A 23,547-nucleotide genomic window follows, 5' to 3' on the forward strand; every position below is an offset into this window, starting at 1 on the left:
CTGCTCAAAACCGGGGAAGATCGGGGAAGGCGAGTTTGCCGCCGTGAACATGCATGCGGCCGAGCTCGGCGCAGCGGTGCAGGGTCGGAAACACCTTGCCGGGATTGAGCAGCCCCTGCGCGTCAAACGCGCATTTCAGCCGCTGCTGCTGGTTGAGATCGATTTCGCTGAACATCTCCGGCATCAGGTCGCGCTTTTCGATGCCGACGCCGTGCTCGCCGGTCAAGACGCCGCCGAGTTCGACGCAGACCCGCAAGATATCCGCACCGAAGGCTTCGGCATTGTCCATCTCGCCCGGCTTGTTGGCGTCGTACAGGATCAGGGGATGCAGGTTGCCGTCGCCGGCATGAAACACATTGGCGACGCGAAGGTCGTACCTGGCGGACAGGTCGCGGATTCGCGCCAGCGCTTCCGGCAGCTTGCCGCGCGGGATGGTGCCGTCCATGCAGAGATAATCGGGCGAAATCCGGCCCACCGCCGGAAACGCCGCCTTGCGGCCGGCCCAGAACAGGTTGCGCTCCGTCTCCGATGTGGAAATCTGGCAGCTGGTCGATCCGCAGCCTTGCGCGATCGCCTCGACGCGCTTGATCAGCTCGTCGACCTCGACCCCGGGGCCGTCGAGTTCGATGATCAGGAGCGCCTCGACGTCGAGCGGATAGCCGGCGTGGACGAAGGCCTCGGCGGCGTGGATCGCCGGCTTGTCCATCATCTCCATGCCGCCCGGAATGATGCCGGCGGCGATGATGCGCGCCACGCATTCGCCGGCGGCCTCGACCTCGGCGAAGCCGACCATCAGGGCGCGCGCGGTTTCCGCCTTCTGCAGGATCCGCACCGTGACCTCGGTGATGACGCCGAGCAGGCCTTCGGACCCGGTGATGATGCCCATCAGGTCGTAGCCGCTGTTCTCGGCGGACTTGCCGCCGACCTTGATGATCTCGCCCGTGATCAGCACGATTTCGCAGCCCAGCACGTTGTTGGTGGTCATGCCGTATTTCAGGCAGTGCACGCCGCCGGAATTCTCCGCGACATTGCCGCCGATCGAGCAGGCGATCTGCGACGACGGGTCGGGCGCATAGTAAAAACCGGCATGGGCGACCGCCTGGCTGATGGCGAGATTGGTCACGCCCGGCTCGGTCACGACCACGCGGTTGTCGAAATCGATCTCGCGAATGCGCTTGAATTTGCCGAGACCCAGCAGCACGCCATCTTCCAGCGGCAGCGCGCCGCCGGACAGCGAGGTGCCGGAACCGCGCGGCACCACCTTGATGCCCTGCTCGAAGCAGTATCTCAGGACCTTCGAGACCTGCTCGGTGGTGTCGGGCAGCACCACGACCATCGGCGGCTGACGATAGGCCATCAGGCCGTCGGACTCGTAAGGCGCCATTTCGGCCGGACTGTCGATCACGCCCTCGCCCGGCACGATCGCGCGCAGTGCCGCCACGATCTCGTCGCGGCGCGCCAGCACCGCCTGGTCGGATGCGGGCATCATGATGGTCATCGGTTACGTCTCCCGTGCCCGCCCCGGACACCAGCGCCTTTGCGCCCGTCGATTTATCACGGAAAATCAAGCACGTCTGGATCGCTTTGGGTAGACCGCCAAAGAATGAGAAGGGATGAGCGGGCAACCAATATCTGGCATCACGTCGCCCCGCGGACCAGCGCGTGGGCGCTGATCCCGACAGCAGACGCTGCAGGCTTGCCGATGCAGAAGCCGGCGCCGATCCGCCGCGGGAATCCGTTCGCGAGAAGCAAAAATGAGAGCTTTACTGAGAGCCATTTCTTCCCTAACCGCGACGCGTTGCGGATGGTCGAACGCCATCCGCCGGCCGTCAGTTCCGCTTTGCGGAATGCGACGGCCGTAACAAGCGATATTTTGCCGCCGCCGGTGAGAATTCTCTACGAATACAATCCTTGGCGGGGCATAATTGGCCATCTCAAAGGGAGACCAAGAAAATGCGTGAAGCGGTTATTGTTTCTTATGCGCGAACCGGGCTGGCGAAGTCCGGCCGCGGCGGGTTCAACATCACCCCGCCGATGTCGATGGCGGCCCACGCCATCAAGCACGCCGTCGAGCGCGCCGGCGTCGACAAGGATTACGTCGAGGATTGTTATCTCGGCAACTGCGCCCATGGCGCGCCGAATATCGGCCGCCAGGCCGCGCTGCTCGCAGGCCTGCCGAAGTCGACGGGCGGCGTATCGGTGAACCGTTTCTGCTCGTCGGGACTGCAGACCATCGCGATGGCCGCCAACTCGATCCGCTCGGACGGCTCCGAGTGCATCGTTGCCGGCGGCGTGGAGAGCATCTCGGTCCCCGGCGGCCCCTTGCCGAAGGAAGTGGTCGATCCGCAACTGCTGAAAACGGCGCCCGCCATCTTCATGGCGATGATCGATACCGCCGATATCGTCGCGGAGCGTTACAAGGTCAGCCGCGAATACCAGGACGAATACTCGCTGGAATCGCAGCGCCGCATGGCCGCCGCGCAGCAGGCCAACAAGTTCAAGGACGAAATCGTCCCGATGAAGACCAAGATGAAGGTGGTCGACAAGGCGACCAAGGCCGAGAGCATCGTCGACTACGTCGTCGACCGCGACGAATGCAACCGCCCGGAAACCACCCTGGAAGGCCTCGCCAAGCTCGAGCCGGTGAAGGGTCCCGGCAAATACATCACCGCCGGTAACGCCAGCCAGCTGTCGGACGGCGCTGCGGCCGTGGTGCTGATGGAAGCCAAGGACGCCGAAAAGCGCGGCCTCAATCCGCTCGGCCGCTTCGTCGCCTGGACGGCGGCCGGCTGCGAGCCTGACGAAATGGGCATCGGTCCGATATACGCGGTGCCGAAGCTGTTGAAGCGCCACGGGCTCAAGATCGACGATATCGATCTCTGGGAACTCAACGAGGCGTTCGCCAGCCAGTGCCTCTACTCCCGCGACAAGCTCGGCATCGATCCTGCGAAGTACAACGTCAACGGCGGCTCGATTGCGATCGGCCACCCCTTCGGCATGACCGGCGCGCGGTGTACGGGCCACCTCTTGCAGGAAGGCCGCCGGCGCAAGGCCAAGTGGGGCGTCGTGACCATGTGCATCGGCGGCGGCCAGGGCGGCGCGGGCCTGTTCGAAATCTACAGCTGAGCTTCGGCTTCGTTCGGCGGAAGCCGGCGTCAAGACACCAGCAGCGCGGCGGGCAACCGTCGCGCTGTTTTTTTGAATGGAGCCGGTTGAGACCGCGCCCCGGGTGGACACCGGTTCGCCAAGACGTTCTGATTTAATCAGAAGCGAAAAGCCTCTAGTCGGCCGTGGCCGCCTTCTTGTGCGCGATCCTGCCGATCATGGCGCCGATCTCGGCGATCACCAGTTCAGGCGCGGCCTGCTGCACCATATGGCCGACGTCCGGCAGCACGATCAGTCTCGCATCCGGCACGGTGGCGGCGAACGGGCGGGAATGGATATTCGGCGACACCGTCTTGTCGACGTCGCCGGTGATCACGACGACCGGCGCCCTGATCTCGGCGTAGCGCGGCGCCTGTTCCCTGACCGCTTGCTTCAGCGTCACCAGATCGCGGGCATTGGCGAGGAATTCGCGCGGCCGCAGCAGCAGCGGCGTCGCGGTATTGCGCACGAAATTGTCCGGCAGGGTTTGCGGCAGGAACACGCCGCGGGCGCCGGGTTCGGCCAGGAAATAGCCGAGCGGCAGCGTGATGGTGTGGGCGAGCAACGGGCCGAGCACCGGAGTGTTGACGGCCTTGTTGTACCAGCCGACGCCGCCGGGCCACGGATAGGCCACCGGCGCCAGCATCACCAGGCCGGCGACACGGGCGGGATAGTCGAGCGCCATCCGCGCGCCAAGCGCGCCGCTCCAGGAATGAACCACGAAGATCGCCCTGTTGATGCCGAGCTTGTCGAGCGCGTCCTCGATCATTCTGCCCTGCACCGCCGGCGTCGAATCGTCCTGATCCGCGCGCGTGCTCCAGCCATGGCCGGGCCGGTCGATCAGAATCACCCGATGATGTTCGGCGAGTCTGTCGCCCAGCGGTTGCCGCATGATTTCCAGATTGGAGCTGGCGCCATGGAGCATCACGACCGGAGGACCGGCGGCATCGCGCGGCCCGATATCGACGACGTTGAGGACCGCGCCCTCAACCTCGACCATCCGCCCCTGCGCGGGATGGGCGCGTTGCAGCGCCACCACCCCGACCTGCGTGATCAGCGCCAGGATCGCCAGCGCCGCCACGACGACCATGAATATCATTTGCAATGTCCGGACGATCTTGGGCACGAACCAGTTACGGCGTCATGGCGGGGATGGTTTCGCGGCAGGCAGCGAAGGTTTTCCCGCCGCACGCCATGCGCCTTCATATAGCCGTCATCGGCAACTTTATATCATCGTCATCCGCACTTTTGCCATGTGACGGGCGAGCACCGTCGAGGCTCAGGTGGCCGGGCTATCCACACAATCCACAGGGGAACGCAGGGCGCGTCACCGGGGTAGTGTCTTGGTCTCATTGGGGGATTTTCGATGACCAAACCGAATGATATCGCCATCGACGAAATCGTGGCCCGCTGCGGCGGCGACATGCGCGGGGCCTTGAGAGCCCTGCTGCTGGTCAACGAGCATTTGGAAGCGGAGGTTCAGCAGCTGCATGCCATTATCGCCCAGGCTGGTCCCCTGGAGCGCGGCAACAGCGCCCTGCACTAACCCTTCTTGTCCCAAGGCAGGCGCGCAGCAACGGAAAACGTAGCTGCTGACGATGGATTGTCTGCGGCCGTAGTTATCCGGCGCGATCGGAACGATAGAAAATCGATCAGATATCGCGGCCTTCGACCTTCTCGCTCAGGGTCTTGACCAGTTCCGGCACCTTCTCGAGATGCGGGTTGATCGCGAGCGCCTTGCGGAAGGCGTCGAGCGCGCGCCTTTCGTCGCCGATGTCCTGCATGATCATGCCGAGCCCGGCCAGCGCGCCGAAATGGCGGGGCTCGCGGACCAGGACCTGCTCGATATCCTGCAGCGAATGGGCGTAATCGTTCTTGAGATAGTACAGCGTCGCACGCCGGTTCCATCCCTCGACGTAATCCGGGCGCAGCTTGACCACGGAGTCGAGCAGCTTCAGCGCGACGTCGGTCTGCTGGGCATCCATCGCGGCCTTGGCGCGCATCATCAGGAGCGCCGCCGTATCGCTCGGGGTCTGCATCCACAGCGCCCAGATCCGCGCCTCGACGTGCTTGGCGCTGGCCTCGTCGGGCGCCGCCTTCAGCGCGCCGAACAGGAAGTCCAGCCCTCGCGTCTTGTCGGCGCCGACCTTCGGCAGCTTGCTCGGCGCCTCCGGCAATTTCTTCTGGTTCTTCGGCGGGGCGACCCTTGGGTCCTGCGCCGACGCAGGCGCCGACACCGCGGCAAACGTCGCGGCGAGGAGAATGGCGAGCTGGCGGCGCGCGCGCGGGAATCTCGTTGCCATCGTCAAAGTCTAGACGCAGCAAAACGCGCTTGCAAAGCAGCAAGACGTCAAAGGCTCGTGATGGCCTGAACTATTCGCGAGGGCCGGAAAGCTGGAATCAGGCTCGCTTCAGCCCGGAATCAACCCTGGCGCGCCTTGAAACGGCGCTGAACCTTGTTGATCACGTAAACCCGGCCCTTGCGGCGGACCAGACGGTTGTTGCGGTGGCGGCCACGCAGCGATTTCAGCGAGTTACGGACCTTCATGGGACAATCCTGATGCTTTGAAAGGCCGTGTTTCGACAGGCCGAAAGTGGCAAAATGAGATTTATCCCGCCAGCGGCCATACCGCCCGGGACGGCCGGTTTCTAAGCCATGCCAGGGCCGAATGTCAATCCGGCAAGCTCCCTGCGGCCTCGATCCGGGTCGCCGCTGCGGCGGGAACCCGCCCGCTGCAGGGACCGAAAAATAAACAAATTGAGTCAAAGGTTTGCACCCGATACCAAGAAGCGCCGTAGCTTGCGGATCAGGTGATTCGGCGGGCTGCGTCGCGCGCAGATATCAAGGGGATTCCGACCTCGGCATGACCTCAGCTTCCAGGCCAACGACCAAGACCGCGGTGCTGGCCGCCGCGGCCGATATCTCTCCGGTTGCCGCCGGTCCTGTTGCTGCGAGGCCGCGGCTGGCGCTGCCCGCGGGCGTCCTGCCGTTTCAGCTCAACTGGCCCTACATCATCGTGATATCAGCCTATCACGGTGCCGCGCTCTTGGCCTTCATGCCCGGCTATTTCAGCTGGAGCGGCTTCCTTGTCGCGATCCTCGGCACTCATCTGTGCGGCCTGTTCGGCATCAACCTCTGCTATCACCGGCTTCTCACCCACCGCGGCCTGAAGTGCCCGAAGTGGCTGGAGCATTCCATGGTGGTGGTGGCGATGTCGTGCCTGCAGGAAACGCCGGCGCGCTGGGTGGCGATCCACCGCCGGCATCATCAGTTCTCCGACGAGCAGCCCGACCCGCATAGCCCGCTCGCCGGTTTCTTCTGGGCCCATATCGGGTGGATCCTGGTCCACCAGCCGGAACTGGCGCGGCTTGGAATCTACGAACGCTACGCCAAGGACATTCTGCGCGATCGCTTCTACGTCGCGCTCGAACGCCATGGCTGGCTGGTCTGGATCAATCTCATCCAGATGCCGCTGTTCTTCGGCGCCGGATTTGCCGCAGCATGGCTGTCAGGCGAGACCACGGCGGCGGCAATGCAGACCGGGCTCAGCATCATGATGTTCGGCGTCTTCGTCCGCACCGTGCTGGTCTGGCACATCACATGGGCGGTCAATTCGGTGACCCATTTGTGGGGCTACCGGAGCTACGAGACCGACGAGGACAGCCGCAACAACATCGTTGTCGGCCTGATCTCCAATGGCGAAGGCTGGCACAACAACCACCATGCCGACCCGCGCTCGGCTCGCCATGGGCTGCGCTGGTGGGAAATGGACAATACCTGGCTCACCATCCGCTTCCTGGCGTGGATTGGCCTTGCCACCGAAGTCGTGGCGCCCAGTGCCCACCTCGCCGGACGGCGCACCGGCGCCAGACTGATCACACGCGGATCGAACGGCGTGCCGGCCGAGTAGAGGCCCGGCCGCATGGCCGCGTCGGCTCCCAATCAAAATATCGAAAACAACCCCATGCAAAGTAACAAGGGGTCGCCGGCATGGATGCCTTGCCCGCAAAAACATTTGACGTGTCGGGCAAATCACCGGCACAATTTTAATATTGCGCATAAATTCGTCACTTGACTCCGACCAGCGCCAACTCGTCCGCCACACTTGGCTTGATGGCTTTCGCCGCCGCGACGTCGGCCTCGCTCCCTGCGAGGTCTCCCTTCCGCCGTTTGGCTATACCGCGTCCATAGAGCGAAATTGCCAATTTCGGATCGACGCGAAGTGCGGCCTCGTAGTCGGCAATGGCGTCGTCGAGCAACCCCATTTTAAGATAGGTGAAGCCGCGGCTATCGAGAATGCGGGCATCGTTAGGTCGTATCCGCAGCGCTTCGTTGCAATCCCCCAGGGCCCTGTCAAAAGCGCCGGCGATCGCCTGCACGTGGCAGCGGTCGTTCAATCTGTGAGCATCTTTGGGATTGAGTTCGAGCGCCCGGGTAAAATCCTGGATGGCACGGTCGTAGTCGTGCTTTCTGCGATAGACAGTTCCCCGCAAGAGGAAATTGTCGGGAGCCGACGGGCTCGGGTTTAGTTCGATCGCCCGAGCATAGTCCACCATGGCGCGGTCCTGCTCGCCATTGAGATCGTAGGCAATGCCCCGATAAACGAAGCCAAGGGGGCAAAGGGGATCGAGTTTGATGGCCTGACCAATGTCCTCAACGGCTCGCCCGTATTCGCGCTTGCTAATGTAGGCCGAGCCACGGATCGCGTAGGCAGCAGCGTTGCCTGGCAGGAGCTTGATTGCCTCGTCGAGGTTCTCAATGGCTCGGTCATATTCGCTCATCCGGGCATAAGCCTGTCCTCGGCCGAAGAAGGCAACGGAGGAATTAGGATTAAGCGCTATTGCCTTATCGAAGTCCTCGACAGCCCGGCTAGGCTCGTCGTTCCTCGTCCGGGCCATGCCTCGCTCGATGTAAAAGAGAGGGTTTATCGGGTTGACGTTGATCGCATGGTCGAATTGCTCGAATGCTTGCTCGTAATTCCCCGCATGCATGTGAAGAACAGCGGCTCTGGCGAACTGGCTACCTTTCCTCATGTCGTATTGAATTTTCGGATCTTTCGCGAAAGCTGCAAGCCCGGCGGTCGGACGACAAGCCGAGACCACCACCTGAGGTAACTTTGGTTCCTCTGCGCGGGCAAAGCTCCCGATTTCACCCAGGATCATCAGAGACTGCGCCGACAGAGCAAATGCCAACCCTGTTCGCCGAAGCCGGAAATGTGTTCTGAAGGCGCAAGCGATGCGAACGCTATAGCTCTGTTGCCACGAACTCACAGTCTGCCTCTGAATATTTCCACGCCGGATACAACGTTAGCATGCATTCTTGTACGGACGCTAGCCAACCGTCTTTGGCGGCACCGCGCATCTCCGATGTCAGCGTTATGGAAATTCCCAAAAAAAATCAGGATGCTTGTGGTTCTTCACGGACGACGAGTTGTACCGGTTCGCCACAACGAATGATCGCCTGCGCGTTGCCGTACTGCGCTTCCGATGCGCGTGCCGAGATTCGAACACCGCTCACGCCGCTACGCCGGCGGAAACCCCACCATCGCCTCCCCGGTCGCGACCTTCTCGCCGGTCTGGTTCTTCACCATGACGTCGATCAGGACCCAGCGCGAATTGGCGGTGACCCCCTTCGATTTCACGATTCCGGTGGGCTGGATGGTGTCGCCCGGCCTGACCGGCTTACAGCGTCGCATACACCTCGCGTTCGAACTTTGCATAGGTGTCCATGAACCGCGGTTCGACGAAGGGCAGCGACTGCGTCATGATGACTGCGGCAACGCCCTTTTTCGGATCGAACCAGTAGTGCGAGTTCAGGACGCCTGCCCAGCTCTGCGAGCCGGCCGACCGCATCCCCGGTACATCCTCTTCCATCCTCAGGAAGCCGAAGCTGTGTGTCCGTCGCGTGTCCGGGAAGGGATCGCAATCCGCCGTCAGCGGCGACACGCTCACCATCCTGCGGAAGTTCAGTCCCTGAAGGCGGTCCGCAAGCATCCAATCCACCGAGGCCTCCGAGAGCAACCGGCGGCTGCCGAGTTGGCCACGACCCAGGAACATCTGCAGGAACTTCATGTAGTCCGGGGCCGTCGAGTAGAGCCCGTGACCCATTCCGTAGAATTCCGGGTTCGACGGAGGGGCTATTTCGAAGGGGGCAAACGCGCCGTCTGCGCCGCGAATGGCCGCGGCAGCCAGCCGCTTTTGCATCGGCTCGGAGACCTCGAAGGCAGTATCGGACATTCCAAGAGGTTCGAATATTTCCTCGCGGCAGAACCGGTCGATGCGCCGGCCGTCGATCTTCTCGACGACTTGCCCGAGCCAATCGATGCCAATGCCGTAGGCCCATCGCGTGCCGGGATCGCTCGCCATGGGATAGAACAGCGCGGCCTTCAGGCCGCTCAGGATCGTCGGATGGCCCGTAACGGTCAAATACTTTGCCACGTCTCCGTTCCAGAATTCATATTCGAGGCCGCTGGTGTGGGTGGCCAAATTGCGAACCGTGGCCCTGGTCCTGGGCGCGCGCATCACCGGTTTGTCGCCGTCGAAATGATCGAGCACCTTGATCCTGGCAAACTCGGGAAGGATGTCTTCGACGGGTGTATCGGGATTGAGCTTGCCTCGCTCAACGAGGATCATTGCGGCCGTGCTGCCGACCGCCTTTGTCATCGAGAAGATGCGGAATACCGTATCGATGGATGCGGCCTGGCCGGGCGAGCGCTGTCCCGCCGCTCCCGACCACCTGATGCCATTCCTGTCGCCAAGCATTGCGACTGCGAACGGCACATCTTGCGCTCGCACGCTTTCGTCAAGCACAGCCTGCAATTTCGACATGGTCCCTCCCTTGGTATGGCGATCCGCCGCCTTGTCGCGGCTGGCTTGACCAATTACCGCGCTGGCGCAACAGTCTAGATCGGGAGGACATTCGGGTCTTTGGCGCATGGCGCCGCCGCTTCGCAATTGGCGCAACCCGAAGCTTGTCGGGGCGTCATGTATGGACCCGCTTGGTCACTGGCCGCCACGGCGGCCAGATGAGGAGGTTTTCATATGAGACGCACCGTATGGAATACCGCGAAGGTCGAGCCGGCCTGGCAATTCGACTACTATCGTTCCGGCCTGTGTGAATCCTTCGCCCATCTGACACCGCACAAGCCGACTGAAGGCGACAGGTTTTCCGCAACAGTCGAGCACTGGGGTGGCGGCGGCACCGAATTCACGTTTCTGGGGACCTCCTCCCATCGCGTATCGCGAAGCAGGCGCGACATCGCCAAGGTTGGGGACGATGATTTCTACCTGAATTTCATCCAGCGCGGCGAAATGCATCTCGATCAGTTCGACGTCCGGCAGCTGTTGAGACGCGGAGATTTCGTTGTCATCGACAATGCGCATGTATTCGAGGCCCGGATCAAAGCGGATGGCGGTCACCGCCACCTGGCCTTCCGGATGGATCGCCGAAAGTTCTCCGGCGGCGCAATGGAATTGTCTCGCCGCCTGAAGAGCCACCCGCTGGCGCCGGCGCTTCGCCACACCCTGGCCTATCTGTGCCACATCGACCAGAACTGGGATTCGGATCACCTGACAAGCGTGATAGCGGCCATTGAAAGCCTGGTTTCCGTCATTGCATCCGGGGAAGCGCCGGATGCAAATCCGTCACGAGCGCACGCAACCCTCCACGACGTCCAGAGGATCATCTCCGCCAGGTTCGGCGACCCCGAATTCTCGCTTGACGAAGTTGCCGGCCGGCTGCGGATGCCCCGACGCTCTCTTCAGAAACACCTGCAACTCTGCGGCTACAATTTTTCCGCCATGCTGCTGGAGGCAAGGCTTGCGCGGGCGCATCTGATGCTGATCGGATCCAACGAGAACGCGTGCATCGAAGAAATCTGTTTTCGTTGCGGCTTCAACGAACTTTCCACGTTCTACCGCGCGTTCAAGAGCCACTTTGGAATACCGCCGGGCGCGCTCAGGAACCGGCTGGCCGGTCCGGAAGCCGGTTCCAGCGAGAGGCCAGCAAGCCATGGCGGGGCCGGGGAATAGGCAAGAGACGGCGCGACGAGAGGTCGGCCCCGGTGTCACGCTTTCCGAGCGATCAACTCGACTGGTGCGATGCGGCCATTGGATATGTTCTGGATCATATTTTGCACCTTGTCCGGTGTGTTCCGGCCCATCAAGATATGAAGCCCAAGAGGTGGCGGGCCATCCGCTGCCGCGGTTCTGGCGCGTAGCTGATCAAAGAACGCAAGCGCGAAATCACGCCGGTTACGTTCGGCAATGACCGAAAAACCGGCCGCTTCCAGCGCCTCACGGTATTGAGCAGGCTTCGCCACCGCACTTGACGTTGCCGTTGTTGCCCACGGAACAGGATACGTAAGCTCACCATCGCCAACCTTCATGACGTCATAAATCCCGAAAAGTGCGTTTGATCGCAGCACACGGCTAACCTCCGAACAAAGTTTTGCTTTGTCGTCGATATTCATGCCTACGTGCAGCATGTATGCTCGGTCGAAAGCGCGATCGGCAAACGGCATTGCAAGCGCGCTGCCTTGGTGCAGTGAAATACTGTTGTCCAGCCCGACCCACCTGCACAGGACCTTTGCGGTCTCCACATATTCGGGTGTCAGATCAATTCCAGTCACCCGACACCCATACCGGTTGGCAACAAAGCGCGCAGCTCCCCCAAGGCCGCATCCTACATCGAGTACATGCTTTTCCGGAGAGAGGTCGAGTTGACCGAGAAAATCTTCGGATGCCTGACGGCCCCCGATATGGAACTCATCAACAGGAGCGAGATCATCGACGGTCACGGAATTGATGGTTTTGCCAAGGGACTCGATCCCACTTCGGATTGCAGCAGCCAAGCCTCCATGCGTGTAGTGATCGGATACATCCTGCTGAGTTGGCATGGTCCGCCTCCTGAAAAAGATAGATGTAATTTGGTGAGCTTACCGATCGCACGAGGCGCCGCCAATGTCCGTTTCGGGTCATTCGCGACCGAGGCGCAGCGGTAGGAAGTCCGGCCATGTCCGCTATGCTGCGCAGGCAGAAGTGCATTCAGAACATCAGTGGCTCGGCCGCGCTTCCGACGCGCGTGCCCGGGATTCGAACACGCCCCATGCCGCCCGACCAGTACCTGAAATCATAAATCAGTATTGCTGCCCATCCTTCGAGACGGCCACTTCGTGGCCTCCTCAGGATGAGGTTTAAAACCTGTTGAAACATAACAACCTCATGCCCGGATGAGCGCTTCGCGCTCACTCGGGAGGAGCGAGCGACGCGAGCGTCTCGAAGCATGGGCAGCAAACGACTCACCGATCTGACATAGTTGGTACTAGTTCGGGAACTCCACCATCGCCTCCCCCGTCGCGACCTTCTCGCCGGTCTGGTTCTTCACCATGACGTCGATCAGGACCCAGCGCGAATTGGCGGTGACCTGCTTCGATTTCACGATCCCGGTGGGCTGGATGGTATCGCCCGGCCGGACCGGCTTGACCCAGCGGGTCTCGAGGCGGCGATGGATCGCGCCCGCCGGATAGGCCCAGTCGGTCAGCATCCGGGTGATCAGCCCGAAATTGTTCATGCCGTGCATGATGATGCCGCCGAAATTGGTCTTGCCGAAATTGCCCTTCATGTAGTCGTCGTCGAGATGCAGCGGGTTGTAGTCGAGCGAGCCGTCGCAGAACAGGCGGATGGATTCGCGGCTGACCGCGAATTTCGGCCCGTCGATGGTGTCGCCGGCGTTCAGGTTTTCAAACGTTGCTGTCATGATTTTCACTCGCTCGCCCGTCATTGCGGCCGGATGGTCCAGCCGCGGCCGGAGCAGATCACTTCGCCGTGCTGGTTGAAGAAGACGTTGTCGTGGACCACGAACAGCCGCTCGCGCTTGATGAACTTGTCGAGCGCGCGCGCCTCGAGCCGGATGACGTCGCCCGGGCGCGCCGGAATGTTGTAGCTCCAGGACTGCCCGGCATTGACCGTGCCTGGTGACCGCATCCAGTCGTCGGCGGGCGTGCAGGAAAACATCAGGAGGATGTGGATCGACGGCGGTGCGATCAGTCCGCCATAGCGGGTGGTCCTGGCATATTCCTCGTCGAAATAGATCGGGTGGTCCTCGCCGACCGACCTGCAGTACAGTTCGATCGCTTCCCTGGTCAGCGTGTAGGGGATGGTCTTGCGCGGCTCGCCGGGGACGATGTCGTCCCAGACCTTGCGCAGATTGGCGTGTTTCCAGAAATCGGTCTCGAAGGCCTCCGCTTGCGCCATGCCGTCCCTCCCTTACACCCACTATCCGAGATCAGTGAATCGCTTGCTGCCCATGCTTCGAGACGCTCGCGCCGCTCGCTCCTCAGCATGAGGTTGTTGTGCTTCAACAGGTTAAACCTCATCCTGAGGAGGCCACACAGTGGCCGTCTCGAAGGATGGGCTGCAACACCTATTTGCGATTCCAGGCAGTAGCCGCCTCAATCGTCATGCCGCCTTGCGGAATTCGTTATATAGTATAATCAATTCGCCAGAGTGTAAAATCAAGCGGCCCAGCCGGGGAAAACAAGATGTCCAAACTGAAGCTGCCCAATATCGATGAGGTCGTGGCGATCGACATCCACACCCATGCCGAAGAGCCCTGCGGCATGCATGGCGACGACGGCTATGACGACTTCCAGGAGAAGATGGCCGACTACTTCAAGTCGCCGAACAAGCACCCGCCGACGGTTGCGGAGACTGCGGCCTATTACCGTTCCAAGAAGATCGCCGCGGTGATCTTCCCGGTCGACGCCGAACGCGAGACCGGATTCCGCCGCTACAACAATTACGAAATGCTGGAAATCGCCGCCGAGAATTCAGACGTGCTGATTCCATTCGTCAGCATCGATCCGCACAAGGGCAAGCTCGGCGTGCGCGAGGCCAAGAAGCTGATGGAGGAATACGGCGTCAGGGGCTTCAAGTTCCATCCGACCATGCAGGGCTTCTACGCCAACGACCGCATGGCCTATCCGCTGTATGAAGCCATCAACGACGGCGGCGCGATCGCGCTGTTTCATACCGGCCAGACCGGCGTCGGCTCCGGTATGCCCGGCGGCATGGGGATGCGGCTGAAATATTCCAATCCGATGTACATGGACGACGTGGCGGCGGATTTCCCCGACCTCAAGATCATCCTCGCCCATCCGTCGTTCCCCTGGCAGGAAGAAGCGCTGTCGGTCGCGACCCACAAGCCGAACGTCTATATCGACCTCTCCGGCTGGTCGCCGAAATACTTCCCGCCGATCCTGGTGCGTTACATCAACTCCATCCTGCAGGACAAAATGCTGTTCGGCTCGGACTGGCCGGTGATCACGCCGGACCGCTGGATGGCGGACTTTTCAAAGCTCGACATCCGCGACGAAATCAGGCCGAAAGTGCTAAAGGCCAACGCGCGGAAGCTGCTGGGGATCTGAAGCCGCGCATGAGCATTGAATCCGTCCGCGCGTTCTTCGCCGAAAGAGCCCCCGAGATCGCCGTGATCGAATCGCCTGTGAGTTCGGCGACGGTGGCGCTCGCCGCCGAAGCCTATGGCGTCGAGCCGAGCCGGATCGCGAAAACGCTGTCCTTGCGGATCGGCGAGCGGGTGGTGCTGATCGTGGCCGCCGGCACCTCGCGCATGGACAACAGGAAGGTCAAGGCGTTGTTCGGCGGCAAGCCCAAGATGCTCGGGCTGGAGGAGGTCGCCGACATCACCGGCCATGAGGTCGGCGGCGTCTGTCCGTTCGGCCTGAAGACACCGCTGCCGGTCTATTGCGACCTTTCGCTGCGGGCGTTCGACGAGGTGGTGCCGGCGGCGGGCTCCACCCACAGCGCGGTGCGGATCGCGCCGATGCGGATGGCCGAGTTGGTGAAAGCCGAATGGGTCGACGTGTGCCAGGCGCCGGCGTAACCCGGATCGTCATTGGCGAGTTTGGTACCGGAACTCGAGCCTTGCTGGCTCCATGAGTGAAGTGCACCGCTCGCACAAATACCGCTGTCATCGCCCGGCTTGACCGGGCGACCCAGTATTCCAGAGAAGCTTGAGATGAACGAGAAGTCGCGGCGTACTGGATCGCCCGGTCAAGCCAGGCGACGACAGTTTTGATTTGTGGCGGCCGCCTTTCCAGGCCTGGTTTCTTCCCACGAGAATGTGGAGGCGTCCCCTACCCGACCTTGCCGATCTTCTTCACCGCCGCGATCAGGCGCGCGGAATCCGCGGCGACGAATTTTGCGAATTCCGGCGCATCCATGTAGGCGACCGGACTGCCTGCGGTCTCGAACGTCTTTACAACCTCCGGCGCCTTCACCGCTTGCGCCATCGCCTCGCGCAGCCGCGTCATGATCGGCGCCGGCAGCGCACTCTGCGCGAACAGTCCGGCCCAGATGTAGAATTCGACATCCTTGTAGCCGAGTTCCCTGAAGGTCGGCAGGTTTGGAAAACTCGGGATCCGCGCCGCGCCCCAGTTCGCCAGCACGCGCATCTTGCCGTCGTCGACCTGCTGTTTCAGCGTGCCCGGCGCCGACGCCATCGCCTGCACCGTGCCGCCCAGCAGCGCGGTCAATGCGGGGCCGGCGCCGCGAAACGGCACGTGCAACAGCTTGATGCCGGCAGAGGCCGCGAACATCTCCATCGCCACATGCAGCGTGCCGTAGGGACCCGACGAGCCATAGGGAATCTGGCCGGGACGTTTCCTGGCGTCGTCGACGAAGTCCTGCAGCGTCTTCCATGGCGCCGACGCCGGCACCGCGAGCAGCGTCGGATCGGCGAGCACGCGCGCCACCGGCGCGAACTGCGAGACTTCGTAAGCCACCGGGCGGTCGAACAGCCGGTCGGCTTCCGGCAATACCGCCAGCGACGACAGCGTCATCAACAGTGTATAGCCGTCGGGCTCGGCGCGCGCCGCCGCCGCGTTGCCGACCGAGCCGCCGCCGCCGCCGGCGCGGTTGTCGACGATGACAGGCTTGCCGAGGATTTTCTCCAGCGCCAGCGCCACCGGCCTCGCGGCGAGATCGGCCTGGCCGCCGGCCGGAAACGGCACGATCATGGTGATGTTGCGCGACGGATACGGACTTTGCGCGAGGGCGGTGTTCGAGAACGCGGCTTGCGCCAGCGGCAGCATAGCGGCGGCTTTCAAGAGTTCGCGGCGGTTCATTGGTGGCTTCTCCCCGGGGATTTTGTTTTGGTTGTTGGGGTTAGCGTAACCGAAACAGCAGGGTGGGCAAAGGCGCTCTTCGCCTCCCGCCAAACCTACTTTTTCTTGCCCTTGGCAAAACGCCTGGCGAGAAAATCCGCCAGCGCCTCGACGCGCGCGGGACGCGGGCCGCCGGATGGCATCACCAGATGCACGGCGCCTTCGGCCTGCTTCCAGTCTTTCAGGATCACCTCGACCTCGCCCGAGGCAATGGCGTCGCCGACGATGAAGTCCGGCAAATCGGCGATGCCGAGCCCTGCCAAGAGCGCCGGCATCAGCGCCTCGCCATTGTTGACGCGCAGCGGTCCCGCTGGACGCACGCTGGCCTGCTCGCCTGCGGCATTGGTGTAGTGCCAGACGCCGGGTGTGGAGAGATAGGCATAGCCGAGACATTTGTGCTGGGCGAGATGCATCGGATGGGTCGGCCGGCCGTGGCGCCTGAGATATTCCGGCGAAGCCACCGTGTAACGCGGCATCGCGCACAGCCGCCGCGCGATCAGCGAGGAATCCGGCAGGCTCGCGATCCGCAAGCCTGCGTCGAAGCCCTCGCCGATCAGGTCGACCATGGCGTCGCTGAGGTGAAGATCGATCGCGACATCGGGATACTCCTCGAGAAACTCCGGCAGGATCGGCGCCACCGCCTTCAGCCCGAACGTCATCGGTACCGCGAACCGCACCAGTCCGCGCGGCGCCACCGACTGCGCCAGCGCCTCGTTCTCGGCCGCCTCGCCGTCGAGCAGCAGCCGCGTGGCGCGCTCGGACAGTTTCTGCCCGGCATCGGTCAAAGCGAGCCGCCGCGAGGTCCGGTTGAACAGCCGGGCGCCAAGCCGCGCCTCCAGCCGGGTAACCGCCTTGGACACGGTGGCCTTGGACAGCGCCAGTTCCGAAGCGGCCGCCGCAAACGACCGTAATTCCACGACTTTCGCGAAAATCGCGAGGCCTTCAAAGTCCGGGAGTTTTGCCATCGCGCCTCCGATTAGAGCAATTTTGGAAACAAAATGTTTCAACAGTTTCTATTTCTAATCCAACCGGAAGGGCATATCCAGACCTCAACGGAATTCAAATCCTAAGGAAATGCCATGATCGAACTCAGGCCCTTTGCAAACCTCGGCGGCGCCGACCACGGCTGGCTGAAGGCCAAGCACCACTTCTCGTTCGCCAGCTACTACGACCCCGGCAATATGGGCCATGGCTCGTTGCGGGTATGGAACGACGACGAGATCGCGCCGAACACCGGCTTTCCCGCCCATCCCCACGCCAACATGGAGATCATCACCTACGTCCGCGAAGGCGCGATCACCCATCAGGACAGCCTCGGCAACAAGGGCCGCACCGAAGCCGGCGACGTGCAGGTGATGAGCGCCGGAAGCGGCGTGCGTCATTCCGAATACAATCTGGAGCCGACCAAGACCAAGATCTTCCAGATCTGGATCGAACCGAAGGCGCAAGGCGGTCAGCCGACCTGGGGCGCGAAACCGTTTCCGAAGGCGGATCGCTCGGGAAAATTCGTCACCATCGCCAGCGGTTTTGCGGCCGACAACGATGCGCTGCCGATCCGCGCCGACGCGCGGGTGCTCGCCACCACGCTGAAGGCCGGCGAGAGCGCGGAATATTCGCCCGATAAGACACGCAACCTCTATCTGGTGCCGGCCGCGGGCGCGATCGAGATCAACGGCGTGCGGGTCAACGCCCGCGACGGCGTCGCGATATCCAACGAGGCGAAACTGAAGATCACTGCGCTGGAGGATTCCGAGCTGGTGCTGGTCGACGCGGCGTAGGGCGCGGAGACAACCCAACACGCCACTCGTCATGCGCGGGCAAGAGCGCGAAGCGCGTCTTCGCGCCAGGTGACCCGCGCATCCATCCCTCTTCGAGAAAGTCTTGCGAAGAAGATGGATGGCCGGGTCAGGCCCGGCCATGACGATGTTCCTTTGCCTTCGCAACAATCATAACGCTCACGGAGCCACCATGACAAAAGTTCTCGTTCTCTATTATTCCGCCTATGGTCACATCGAGGCGATGGCGAACGCCGTCGCCGAGGGCGCGCGCGAAGCCGGCGCCTCGGTCGACATCAAGCGCGTGCCGGAGCTCGTGCCCGAAGCCGTCGCAAAGGCGTCGCATTACAAGCTCGATCAAGCCGCGCCCGTTGCGAAAGTCGAAGAGCTCGTCAATTACGACGCCATCATCGTCGGCACCGGCACCCGCTTCGGCCGGATGGCGTCGCAGATGGCGAATTTCCTCGACCAGGCCGGCGGCCTCTGGGCCAGGGGCGCGCTGCACGGCAAGGTCGGCGGCGCCTTCTCCTCGACCGCGACCCAGCATGGCGGCCAGGAGACCACGCTGTTCTCGGTGATCACCAACCTCTTGCATTTCGGCATGACCATCGTCGGTCTGAACTACGGCTTTGCCGGCCAGATGAAGCTCGACGAGGTCACCGGCGGTTCGCCCTATGGCGCGACCACGATCACCGGCGGCGACGGCAGCCGCCAACCCAGCGCCAACGAACTGGCCGGCGCGCGCTACCAGGGACGCGCGATCGCGGAGACCGCGAAGAAACTGCATGGCTGATGCGACCCGGGGCGGCATTTCCTTTTTCGGAATGCCGCCCTATCTGCCCGGCGGAACCACGGACCTTGCGATGATCGAAATTCTCCTTGTCGATCAACTGGCGCGCAATCCGCTGCAGGCGATGGCGCGCCGCTGGTATTGCCGCAGCCTGTACCGCGCCTCGCGCGGACGGCGGCAATGCCCTGATTGCACCAATTCGTGAAGGCGGCGTGACCGGCCGTATCACTACACTTAAGGGCACAGAATCATGAGCAACGCACCGCAAGTGCCCTGGCCGGAATTACCCACTGCCGCCTGGCGCGAGACCTATGCGACGCTGCATCTGTGGACCCAGATCATCGGGAAGATCCGGCTGGCACGCTCGCCCTGGCTGAACCATTCCTGGCACGTCGTCCTTTACGTCAGCGCGCGCGGGCTGACGACCTCCCCCATCCCGGATCGCTCGCGCACCTTCCAGATCGACCTCGACTTCATCGATCACGCCTTGCGCATCTCCACCAGCGACGGCGCGCAGCGCCAGTTCGCCCTGGCCGGGCAGTCGGTCGCGGGTTTTTACGCCGGCGTCATGGCTGCGCTTGCCGAACTCGGCATTGACGTCGCCATCGACGAGATGCCCAACGAATTGCCGGACCCGGTGCGGTTTTCGCTGGATCACCAGCATGCCACCTACGATCCCGATGCGGTACGGCGCCTGTTCCAGATCCTCGTCAATGCAGACCAGGTGTTCAAGCAGTTCCGTACCGGCTTCCTCGGCAAGGCGAGCCCGGTGCATTTCTTCTGGGGCAGTTTCGATCTCGCGGTGACGCGCTTTTCCGGACGCCGCGCGCCTCGACATCCCGGCGGGGTGCCTCACCTCTCCGATGACGTGGCCTGCGAAGCCTATTCGCACGAAGTCAGCAGCGCCGGCTTCTGGCCGGGCTCCGGTGCTGTCGACTATCCCGCGTTCTATTGCTACGCCTATCCCGAACCGGCAGGTTTTCGCACGGCAGGCGTGCGCCCCGCCGCCGCGTTCTTCAGCGAGGCTCTCGGCGAATTCATCCTGCCCTATGACGCGGTGCGCACCGCCGCAGAGCCGGACAAGGCCTTGCTCGAATTCCTGCAAAGCACCTATGAGGCCGCGGCCGATGCCGCGAAATGGGACCGCGACGCTCTGGAATGCGCGCCGGGGCAGCCCCGCAGGGTGCGGGCGATCTAGCTCTCTTGGCGCGAGACCGGCTTGCCGAGCGCGCGCTTGATAGCGGCCGTGAGCCGCGGATAGGCGCGCAGCTCGCGTGCGGCGCGGTCGCGCAGGGCGTAGGGCAATCCGCGCCAGCTCAGGGCGGCCGACAGATCGGCCAGTGCAATCGGCGCCACGCCGAAGCGGCGCTTGTAGGCGTAGTTGCCGATGCTGAAATCGACCTCGCGGACGCCGTCCCTGTGCAACGCCGCCATGGTGCGCTCGATGATCAGCCGGCCCGGCGAACAGTTCGACCATTTTTCGCCGGCATTGCTGATGCGCACCATCACGTAGCGAGATCCGCAGCGGACGCCGAGCAGCGTCGCCACCACCTCGTCGCCTGACGTCAATGCCGAGACCACGGTAAAGCCGCTGCCGATGCCGTCATTGACCAGGTTGCGATAGAACGCGGCGCAGGTCTCGTTGTTGAGGATGAAATTCAGCCCGAGCTGCTGCATCCGCGCGCCCTGCTGGGCCTCCGTGACGGCGAGAATCCGCAAGGCTTCGTCCCTATCGGTGACGAGCTTGAAATCCGCGGCGGGATCGCGCGTAAACACCCGCCAGCTTCGCTCCAGTTCCTTGCGCACGGTACGCCCGAGCTGAAAGCGCCAGGCGTCGTAATCTTCGCCGGTCGTGACGATATTGCCGTTCAGCGAACAGGCACCGGCGCCATCGAGCAACGCCAGCGGATTGGGCTGGCCCGCGAGATCGAGCGGCATCTTGCGCAAACGGATGAGATCGGCGCCACCGGGCATCCGCCGCAGCGCGGCCTTCAGGTCGCGCCACATCGCGCGCGCCGCCCTGGCGTCGCGCGGCGCGGCGGGACCGAGCAACGGTGCGTTGTAGTCGGTGAGATCGAGATCGGCGAACTCGACGATCCGGATGCCCTTCTGCAGGCGGCGGACCAGCGGCAGCAATGCAGCCCGTTCGCCGGTGACGGCATCCGAGACGATCGCGATCAGCGGCTCGACATCGTCGAGCCCGGCAAAAGCCCGGTACCATGCATCCAGCCACTGGCTGTCCTGGAACGGCGTCGACGGACTGACATCGCTCCAGCGCGGCGCGGCCTGTTTCCAGTCGGATGCGATTTCGACGCGGAATCCGGCGGCGCGCGCCATCGGGCGCGCCCCCTGTTTTCCGCCTGCCGCCGTCAATACGGTCATCGCCGGTCCGTCTTCATGCCGCCTTCGGCAGATCGACGATCCTGCCGGGCTGTGCGGCATCGAGCCGGAAGTCGATCGGGCGGCGCGCGCTGCGCTCGCGCTTGACCCAGCTGCTGTCGCGCAGCAGCTTTTGCAGCACCGCCTTGGCGAAGAAAGACGGGCCGCGCAGGTTACGGCTCTTCGGCTGATAGCCGAAGCGATGGCGCAGCAGGCCGTTGGCGAGGTTGACGATGTCGGCGCGCCGGATTTCGTCATTCACATACGACACCGTCATCGAAATATTGACGGTCCCGAGATTTTCGACCCGATGCGGCGCGTTCAGCGGCCAGCTCAGCATCTGGCCGGGCTCGAGGTCGAGCACCTGCGCATGCGCGTCGTACCAGGGGGCGTATGGGATATCGACCTCGACATCGAACAGGGCGATGTCTTCGAGATGCTCCGGTTTCAGGAACGGAGCGGAATTGGGATAGACATAGACGCGTTTGCGTCCCGCGATCTGGATCAGACCCTGTCCCGGCAGATCGGCGTGATAATAGACCTGCGCGTCCGGCGAGGAGATCAGAATGCCGGCCTGGTATTTCGGCGCCTCGAAACCGGGAACGTTGGCCGCGATCTCCGCGAACATGTCGTCGAGCATGGCGCGGTAGGCGCTGTCGACGCCGGAGACATTGCGCAGATTGAGCCAGAGGCCGCCGCCGGCGACCGCGTCCATCACCTGACGGCCGCTGAGATTGCCGATCTCGCCCTCGCGCCAAAGCCGGCGGGATTCCTTCGCGCCGGTTTGCACCAGGCTGTAATGTTCGCGCGGATAGCGCTCGATCAATTCGGCAAGCCTGTCGGTGGAAAACAGCGGCGACTTGTGCAGTCCGTGGGCGAGCCGGATCGGCTGCCGCTCCCAGAGCAGTGAATGGGTGTCGTCCCAGCTCGTGAAAACCTTGTCTTTGGCCATCGTATCGCTCCTGCCGGCTCTGTCTCGAAATCCGCAATGCCGTCGCCGCCCAATGTCCCGTTATGAGACGGCCGGGTATCCTTCGCGCTTTATCTGGCAAGAAGGGTGCCGAGGCGCAGCCGCCCGCTTACGGTAAGATAATGTCTGCGATGTATGGCTAACGCGGATGTTCTCGGAGCCCCGTCCACTTCGCTCGAAAACGCTGTTGAAAGGCGCCGCCGCGGCAAGATGACTTCAGAACCAGCCTACCGGGCGCTCTTTCTCGGCGCGGGGCCGCAAATGCAATGTGGCGTCGGCCATTTCACGCGCCTCTTGCAGGAGACGATCGAAAGGCTCGATCCCGGCAGTTGCGGATCGTTAACCCTGACGCGGTCGGAGGGAACGGCCGCCGAGATCTGGCGGGCGATCGGATCGGCGCGGAGCGTGGTGTGTAATTTCCCGATCGTGGCCTGGAAGCGCGTGATATTCCGGCCGCTGCTGGCGCTGGCTATTGCGCGGCTGCGGCGGCGGCGCGTCGTCCTGATTCAGCACGAATGGGGCGGGCTGCACTGGCTGCGCCGCATCACCTACATTCCGGCGCTGCTGCTCGCCAATACCATCCTGATGTTCTCGCCGCTGGTGCGCCGCGAACTTGCCGACGATCCCCTGGTCGGCTGGACTTCGCGAAAATGCGTGCTGGCACCGCTGCCGCCGAACATCGAGGCCCCTGCGGGGATCGCCGATTCCAGGCTGCGGCAGCGGCTGGCCGCCGCGCGGGAACAGGGCCGGCTGGTGATCGGCCATTTCGGATCGATCTATCCGGGCAAGCAGCCGAATGCCCTGCTTCAGATCGGCGCGATCCTGAAGGAGCGCGGGCTAAATCCGCTGATCGTCTATGTCGGATCGTTCATTCGCGGCGTCGACACCGTGGAGGACGACTTCTATGCCCGCGCCGCCGAACTCGGCATCATCGACGATGTCATGGTCAGCGGCTACGTCGCATCCGACCATGAAGTGTTCGGCCTGTTCAGCGAGATCGACGCCTTCTGCTATCCGCTCGACGAGGGCCTCACCGCGCGGCGTTCCAGCATTCTCACCTGCGTGCAGTCCGGCCGGCCGCTGATCGTCACCGGCCCCGCCCTGGCCGACGAATTCGATCATCACCCGCGCTTCAAGGAATTGATCGACCGCGGCGCCATCGTGCTGGTGGCGCGGGGATCCGGGGACGACGTCTACGCCGACCGGATCGCTGCCGCGCTGAAATGGCCGTCGGTGCAGGCGCCGTTCGATTTCGACGGCTGGTGGCAGGACGCGGCGCAGGCGGTCCGCGCGCAAATGCCGTAG

General features: G+C 63.0%; 25 protein-coding genes. 11 read left to right on the forward strand and 14 right to left on the reverse strand.

The window, feature by feature from the left end:
• Window positions 1-4: 4 nt before the first annotated feature.
• Complete coding sequence (locus KMZ68_RS22195) at window positions 5-1,498, reverse strand: FAD-linked oxidase C-terminal domain-containing protein (RefSeq protein ID WP_215613280.1); 1,494 nt, start codon at window positions 1,496-1,498, stop codon at window positions 5-7.
• Window positions 1,499-1,953: 455 nt separating this feature from the next.
• Between KMZ68_RS22195 and KMZ68_RS22200 the strand changes: the two genes are divergently transcribed.
• Window positions 1,954-3,126: a thiolase family protein gene (locus KMZ68_RS22200; protein ID WP_215613281.1), complete on the forward strand. Its 1,173-nt coding sequence runs from the start codon at window positions 1,954-1,956 to the stop codon at window positions 3,124-3,126.
• 154 nt (window positions 3,127-3,280) lie between these two features.
• Here the strand turns inward: KMZ68_RS22200 and KMZ68_RS22205 are convergent, their stop codons facing one another.
• A complete protein-coding gene (locus tag KMZ68_RS22205; RefSeq protein ID WP_215613282.1) occupies window positions 3,281-4,243 on the reverse strand; it encodes an alpha/beta fold hydrolase in 963 nt (320 codons plus the stop codon).
• 267 nt (window positions 4,244-4,510) lie between these two features.
• Between KMZ68_RS22205 and KMZ68_RS22210 the strand changes: the two genes are divergently transcribed.
• On the forward strand, window positions 4,511-4,690 hold the full coding sequence (locus KMZ68_RS22210; RefSeq protein WP_215603482.1) for a hypothetical protein: 180 nt from the start codon (window positions 4,511-4,513) through the stop codon (window positions 4,688-4,690).
• Window positions 4,691-4,796: 106 nt separating this feature from the next.
• Here KMZ68_RS22210 and KMZ68_RS22215 read toward each other — a convergent pair whose 3' ends face one another.
• Entirely contained in the window at window positions 4,797-5,447 is a 651-nt protein-coding gene (locus KMZ68_RS22215; RefSeq protein WP_215613283.1) for a hypothetical protein, read from the reverse strand.
• 119 nt (window positions 5,448-5,566) lie between these two features.
• Complete coding sequence (ykgO, locus tag KMZ68_RS22220) at window positions 5,567-5,692, reverse strand: type B 50S ribosomal protein L36 (RefSeq protein ID WP_002718645.1); 126 nt, start codon at window positions 5,690-5,692, stop codon at window positions 5,567-5,569.
• 316 nt (window positions 5,693-6,008) lie between these two features.
• Here ykgO and KMZ68_RS22225 point away from each other — a divergent pair, with 316 nt between their 5' ends.
• Window positions 6,009-7,055, forward strand: a complete 1,047-nt coding sequence (locus KMZ68_RS22225) for an acyl-CoA desaturase (RefSeq protein WP_215613284.1) — start codon at window positions 6,009-6,011, stop codon at window positions 7,053-7,055.
• A 157-nt stretch (window positions 7,056-7,212) separates the two neighbouring features.
• On the opposite strand, the gene KMZ68_RS22230 is transcribed toward KMZ68_RS22225, so the two are convergent.
• The 3 genes from KMZ68_RS22230 to KMZ68_RS22240 all read right to left on the reverse strand — a co-directional run bounded on the left by KMZ68_RS22230 (window position 7,213) and on the right by KMZ68_RS22240 (window position 10,107).
• Window positions 7,213-8,337, reverse strand: a complete 1,125-nt coding sequence (locus KMZ68_RS22230; RefSeq protein ID WP_215613285.1) for a tetratricopeptide repeat protein — start codon at window positions 8,335-8,337, stop codon at window positions 7,213-7,215.
• Between the two features lie 329 nt (window positions 8,338-8,666).
• Window positions 8,667-8,840, reverse strand: a complete 174-nt coding sequence (locus tag KMZ68_RS22235; RefSeq protein WP_249779448.1) for a MaoC family dehydratase — start codon at window positions 8,838-8,840, stop codon at window positions 8,667-8,669.
• Window positions 8,827-10,107: a serine hydrolase domain-containing protein gene (locus KMZ68_RS22240; protein ID WP_215613286.1), complete on the reverse strand. Its 1,281-nt coding sequence runs from the start codon at window positions 10,105-10,107 to the stop codon at window positions 8,827-8,829. Before KMZ68_RS22240 ends, KMZ68_RS22235 begins: the two co-directional genes overlap by 14 nt.
• Before the next feature lie 78 nt (window positions 10,108-10,185).
• Here KMZ68_RS22240 and KMZ68_RS22245 point away from each other — a divergent pair, with 78 nt between their 5' ends.
• Entirely contained in the window at window positions 10,186-11,175 is a 990-nt protein-coding gene (locus KMZ68_RS22245) for a helix-turn-helix transcriptional regulator (protein ID WP_215613287.1), read from the forward strand.
• Window positions 11,176-11,210: 35 nt separating this feature from the next.
• On the opposite strand, the gene KMZ68_RS22250 is transcribed toward KMZ68_RS22245, so the two are convergent.
• From KMZ68_RS22250 to KMZ68_RS22260, 3 genes are all read right to left on the reverse strand, one after another.
• Window positions 11,211-12,041: a class I SAM-dependent methyltransferase gene (locus KMZ68_RS22250; protein ID WP_215613288.1), complete on the reverse strand. Its 831-nt coding sequence runs from the start codon at window positions 12,039-12,041 to the stop codon at window positions 11,211-11,213.
• 425 nt (window positions 12,042-12,466) lie between these two features.
• Window positions 12,467-12,901 (reverse strand): MaoC family dehydratase, encoded by a 435-nt coding sequence (locus KMZ68_RS22255; RefSeq protein WP_215613289.1) that lies wholly within the window; start codon window positions 12,899-12,901, stop codon window positions 12,467-12,469.
• 20 nt (window positions 12,902-12,921) lie between these two features.
• Window positions 12,922-13,398, reverse strand: coding sequence for a MaoC family dehydratase (locus tag KMZ68_RS22260; RefSeq protein WP_215613290.1), 477 nt, complete (start codon window positions 13,396-13,398; stop codon window positions 12,922-12,924).
• A gap of 287 nt (window positions 13,399-13,685) precedes the next feature.
• Between KMZ68_RS22260 and KMZ68_RS22265 the strand changes: the two genes are divergently transcribed.
• Together KMZ68_RS22265 and KMZ68_RS22270 are read left to right on the forward strand one after the other, a co-directional pair.
• Complete coding sequence (locus KMZ68_RS22265; protein WP_215613291.1) at window positions 13,686-14,570, forward strand: amidohydrolase family protein; 885 nt, start codon at window positions 13,686-13,688, stop codon at window positions 14,568-14,570.
• An 8-nt stretch (window positions 14,571-14,578) separates the two neighbouring features.
• The gene (locus KMZ68_RS22270; RefSeq protein WP_215613292.1) at window positions 14,579-15,046 is read left to right on the forward strand and encodes a YbaK/EbsC family protein; all 468 of its coding nucleotides are present in this window, start codon (window positions 14,579-14,581) and stop codon (window positions 15,044-15,046) included.
• A gap of 253 nt (window positions 15,047-15,299) precedes the next feature.
• Here KMZ68_RS22270 and KMZ68_RS22275 read toward each other — a convergent pair whose 3' ends face one another.
• Both KMZ68_RS22275 and KMZ68_RS22280 read right to left on the reverse strand, forming a co-directional pair.
• Window positions 15,300-16,289, reverse strand: a complete 990-nt coding sequence (locus KMZ68_RS22275) for a tripartite tricarboxylate transporter substrate binding protein (protein WP_215613293.1) — start codon at window positions 16,287-16,289, stop codon at window positions 15,300-15,302.
• 95 nt (window positions 16,290-16,384) lie between these two features.
• Window positions 16,385-17,293: a LysR family transcriptional regulator gene (locus tag KMZ68_RS22280; RefSeq protein WP_215613294.1), complete on the reverse strand. Its 909-nt coding sequence runs from the start codon at window positions 17,291-17,293 to the stop codon at window positions 16,385-16,387.
• A 114-nt stretch (window positions 17,294-17,407) separates the two neighbouring features.
• On the opposite strand from KMZ68_RS22280, the gene KMZ68_RS22285 reads away from it, so the two are divergent.
• From KMZ68_RS22285 to KMZ68_RS22300, 4 genes are all read left to right on the forward strand, one after another.
• Window positions 17,408-18,106 (forward strand): pirin family protein, encoded by a 699-nt coding sequence (locus KMZ68_RS22285; protein ID WP_215613295.1) that lies wholly within the window; start codon window positions 17,408-17,410, stop codon window positions 18,104-18,106.
• Window positions 18,107-18,296: 190 nt separating this feature from the next.
• On the forward strand, window positions 18,297-18,896 hold the full coding sequence (gene wrbA / locus KMZ68_RS22290; protein ID WP_215613296.1) for an NAD(P)H:quinone oxidoreductase: 600 nt from the start codon (window positions 18,297-18,299) through the stop codon (window positions 18,894-18,896).
• Complete coding sequence (locus KMZ68_RS22295) at window positions 18,889-19,098, forward strand: hypothetical protein (RefSeq protein ID WP_215616488.1); 210 nt, start codon at window positions 18,889-18,891, stop codon at window positions 19,096-19,098. The genes wrbA and KMZ68_RS22295 overlap by 8 nt, the downstream gene beginning before the upstream one ends.
• A gap of 45 nt (window positions 19,099-19,143) precedes the next feature.
• Window positions 19,144-20,091, forward strand: a complete 948-nt coding sequence (locus KMZ68_RS22300; protein ID WP_215613297.1) for a DUF5996 family protein — start codon at window positions 19,144-19,146, stop codon at window positions 20,089-20,091.
• Here the strand turns inward: KMZ68_RS22300 and KMZ68_RS22305 are convergent.
• Together KMZ68_RS22305 and KMZ68_RS22310 are read right to left on the reverse strand one after the other, a co-directional pair.
• Entirely contained in the window at window positions 20,088-21,275 is a 1,188-nt protein-coding gene (locus KMZ68_RS22305) for a GNAT family N-acetyltransferase (protein ID WP_215613298.1), read from the reverse strand. The two genes, KMZ68_RS22300 and KMZ68_RS22305, sit on opposite strands and share 4 nt — an antisense overlap.
• A gap of 13 nt (window positions 21,276-21,288) precedes the next feature.
• Window positions 21,289-22,224: a cupin-like domain-containing protein gene (locus tag KMZ68_RS22310; protein ID WP_215613299.1), complete on the reverse strand. Its 936-nt coding sequence runs from the start codon at window positions 22,222-22,224 to the stop codon at window positions 21,289-21,291.
• A gap of 228 nt (window positions 22,225-22,452) precedes the next feature.
• Between KMZ68_RS22310 and KMZ68_RS22315 the strand changes: the two genes are divergently transcribed.
• Window positions 22,453-23,547 carry a hypothetical protein gene (locus KMZ68_RS22315; protein ID WP_215613300.1) on the forward strand — a complete coding sequence of 365 codons (1,095 nt, stop codon included), beginning with the start codon at window positions 22,453-22,455 and terminating at the stop codon, window positions 23,545-23,547.

The organism is Bradyrhizobium sediminis, assembly GCF_018736105.1.
Classification (GTDB): Bacteria; Pseudomonadota; Alphaproteobacteria; order Rhizobiales; family Xanthobacteraceae; genus Bradyrhizobium.

Coding starts and splice junctions, on each gene's coding strand:
- KMZ68_RS22195 (WP_215613280.1), bottom strand. CDS start 1,498: ATGACCATCATGATGCCCGCATCCGACCAGGCGGTGCTGGCGCGCCGC.
- KMZ68_RS22200 (WP_215613281.1), top strand. CDS start 1,954: ATGCGTGAAGCGGTTATTGTTTCTTATGCGCGAACCGGGCTGGCGAAG.
- KMZ68_RS22205 (WP_215613282.1), bottom strand. CDS start 4,243: ATGATATTCATGGTCGTCGTGGCGGCGCTGGCGATCCTGGCGCTGATC.
- KMZ68_RS22210 (WP_215603482.1), top strand. CDS start 4,511: ATGACCAAACCGAATGATATCGCCATCGACGAAATCGTGGCCCGCTGC.
- KMZ68_RS22215 (WP_215613283.1), bottom strand. CDS start 5,447: ATGGCAACGAGATTCCCGCGCGCGCGCCGCCAGCTCGCCATTCTCCTC.
- ykgO (WP_002718645.1), bottom strand. CDS start 5,692: ATGAAGGTCCGTAACTCGCTGAAATCGCTGCGTGGCCGCCACCGCAAC.
- KMZ68_RS22225 (WP_215613284.1), top strand. CDS start 6,009: ATGACCTCAGCTTCCAGGCCAACGACCAAGACCGCGGTGCTGGCCGCC.
- KMZ68_RS22235 (WP_249779448.1), bottom strand. CDS start 8,840: ATGCGACGCTGTAAGCCGGTCAGGCCGGGCGACACCATCCAGCCCACC.
- KMZ68_RS22245 (WP_215613287.1), top strand. CDS start 10,186: ATGAGACGCACCGTATGGAATACCGCGAAGGTCGAGCCGGCCTGGCAA.
- KMZ68_RS22250 (WP_215613288.1), bottom strand. CDS start 12,041: ATGCCAACTCAGCAGGATGTATCCGATCACTACACGCATGGAGGCTTG.
- KMZ68_RS22255 (WP_215613289.1), bottom strand. CDS start 12,901: ATGACAGCAACGTTTGAAAACCTGAACGCCGGCGACACCATCGACGGG.
- KMZ68_RS22260 (WP_215613290.1), bottom strand. CDS start 13,398: ATGGCGCAAGCGGAGGCCTTCGAGACCGATTTCTGGAAACACGCCAAT.
- KMZ68_RS22265 (WP_215613291.1), top strand. CDS start 13,686: ATGTCCAAACTGAAGCTGCCCAATATCGATGAGGTCGTGGCGATCGAC.
- KMZ68_RS22270 (WP_215613292.1), top strand. CDS start 14,579: ATGAGCATTGAATCCGTCCGCGCGTTCTTCGCCGAAAGAGCCCCCGAG.
- KMZ68_RS22275 (WP_215613293.1), bottom strand. CDS start 16,289: ATGAACCGCCGCGAACTCTTGAAAGCCGCCGCTATGCTGCCGCTGGCG.
- KMZ68_RS22280 (WP_215613294.1), bottom strand. CDS start 17,293: ATGGCAAAACTCCCGGACTTTGAAGGCCTCGCGATTTTCGCGAAAGTC.
- KMZ68_RS22285 (WP_215613295.1), top strand. CDS start 17,408: ATGATCGAACTCAGGCCCTTTGCAAACCTCGGCGGCGCCGACCACGGC.
- wrbA (WP_215613296.1), top strand. CDS start 18,297: ATGACAAAAGTTCTCGTTCTCTATTATTCCGCCTATGGTCACATCGAG.
- KMZ68_RS22295 (WP_215616488.1), top strand. CDS start 18,889: ATGGCTGATGCGACCCGGGGCGGCATTTCCTTTTTCGGAATGCCGCCC.
- KMZ68_RS22300 (WP_215613297.1), top strand. CDS start 19,144: ATGAGCAACGCACCGCAAGTGCCCTGGCCGGAATTACCCACTGCCGCC.
- KMZ68_RS22305 (WP_215613298.1), bottom strand. CDS start 21,275: ATGACCGTATTGACGGCGGCAGGCGGAAAACAGGGGGCGCGCCCGATG.
- KMZ68_RS22310 (WP_215613299.1), bottom strand. CDS start 22,224: ATGGCCAAAGACAAGGTTTTCACGAGCTGGGACGACACCCATTCACTG.
- KMZ68_RS22315 (WP_215613300.1), top strand. CDS start 22,453: ATGACTTCAGAACCAGCCTACCGGGCGCTCTTTCTCGGCGCGGGGCCG.